Source organism: Thalassobacillus pellis, assembly GCF_016908295.1.
Taxonomy (GTDB): domain Bacteria; phylum Bacillota; class Bacilli; order Bacillales; family Halobacillaceae; genus Thalassobacillus; species Thalassobacillus pellis.
In genome coordinates this window covers 1-1895 of the sequence record NZ_JAFBDO010000014.1, presented here as the reverse complement: position 1 = coordinate 1895, position 1895 = coordinate 1, and the positions used below count along the sequence as shown (strand labels likewise).

The 1895-nt window shown below is 49.0% G+C and carries 1 protein-coding gene; it reads left to right on the top strand.

All coding sequences use genetic code 11. From position 1 onward, the window contains the following. Positions 1-565 precede the first annotated feature (565 nt). Complete coding sequence (gene ltrA / locus JOC33_RS20200) at positions 566-1819, top strand: group II intron reverse transcriptase/maturase (RefSeq protein ID WP_205094608.1); 1254 nt, start codon at positions 566-568, stop codon at positions 1817-1819. The last annotated feature ends 76 nt before the right edge of the window (positions 1820-1895 follow it).

The window sequence follows — 1895 nt, the reverse complement described above, 5'->3', positions numbered from 1 at the left end:
TTTTTTATGTGTGCCCGGCATGGGCATATACTCTAGGGTTCAAGTCCCGAACGGCGAAGGTCGTTGTAGCTGTTAGCCAAAGGCAAGGGTGTCCAGGGCGACTTGGAATCTGAAGGAAGCCGGAGGCAAACTTCCGCCCCGAGGAACACGAATCTCATACAAGGCTGTCTATCTGGGATGAGTCTGCATAACAAGACAAAGTCCCAACGACCAAAGGGATAGACAGTAAATGAGGCGGGGATATGGAAGGGAAGTATATGCTCTTACCCGGGGAAGTCTGTCGGACAAACGAAGTACCCTTCGTAACCTTCTCAGTGATGGGAAACTGAACCGGCAGATGGCAGCCGAGGTCATAGTACTTCTTCTACTCGAGGGAAGAAGGAAGGACCGAATCTTTAAGACAGAGCGATCCTTCGAGACGCCGACTCCTGTGAAGACACAGACAACTCCAAAGTGGAGCCTGCTCAAAGGAGGAAGTGGTGAAGTCCACAGGGGACTTTGAGAGAGTGGAACAGGAGAGGAATAGAACGAAGCTCATCGCTCGCGTAAGGAGAGAACTACCTTGATGAATCACATTCTATCACGGGAAAACCTCATATTGGCGCTTAGGCGTGTGGAACGCAATAAGGGAAGCCGCGGTGTGGATGGTATGACCGTAAAATCCCTACGACGTCATGTATCCGAACACTGGGAATCCCTGCGCGCTCAACTAGAGGCGGGAACCTATGAGCCTTCTCCCGTACGTCGAGTCGAAATCCCGAAACCCGATGGAGGAGTCAGGCTCCTAGGTATTCCTACCGTAGTAGACCGATTCATTCAACAGGCGATTGCGCAAGTATTAACTCACGTTTACGACCCGACCTTCTCGGAATACAGCTACGGTTTTCGTCCCGAACGGAACGGGCATCAAGCTGTCCGTCAAGCCCAGGCGTACATCCAAGAGGGGAAACGATGGTTGGTAGACATGGATTTGGAGAAATTCTTTGATAAGGTCAATCATGATAAATTGATGGGCCTTCTGGCGAAAAGAATACAGGACCCAGCCCTTCTTCGCATGATCAAACGATTCCTGAAATCAGGCATCATGATAGAGGGAGTCTGTGTGTCCGCTACCCAAGGGACTCCCCAAGGAGGTCCCTTAAGTCCTTTACTCGCCAACATCATCTTAAATGAACTGGACCAAGAGCTGGAAAGGAGGGGGCACTCCTTCGTTCGATACGCCGATGACTTTCACATCTACGTCTCATCGAAGAAAGCTGGTTCCCGAGTGATGGATTCCATTACGGAATGGGTGGAAAAGAAATTACACCTTAAGGTCAATCGGAAGAAATCAGCCGTGGACCGCCCCTGGCGTAGAAAGTTCTTGGGATTCAGTTTCACTCCGAATCGGGCGCCCAAGGTGCGTATCCATCAGAAAAGCATCCAACGCATGAAGGAGAAAGTACGTACTTTAACCTCTAGAAAGAAAACTTGGAGTATGGAGTTCCGCCTTCATAAGCTAAATCAATTCTTGGTGGGGTGGTGCGGCTATTTCGCTTTAGCTGATACGCCATCTACGTTTCAAAGCCTTGATAAATGGATACGGAGACGACTTAGAATGTGTTTATGGAAAGAATGGAAACAGCCTAAAACACGTCAAAGAAACCTGATTCAACTAGGTGCAGACAAGTGGAAAGCCCATGAATGGGCAAACTCTCGGAAAGCATACTGGAGAATTTCAGGTAGTCCAATACTACAAAGAACCCTAAACAACTCCTTCTGGAGCCGTTTAGGGTTGCGTGATCTTAATTCGAGATATCAATTCTTACGTCAGTCTTAGAGAAACCGCCGTATACGGAACCGTACGTATGGTGGTGTGAGAGGACGGGGGTTAGTCACCTCCTCCTACTCGATTT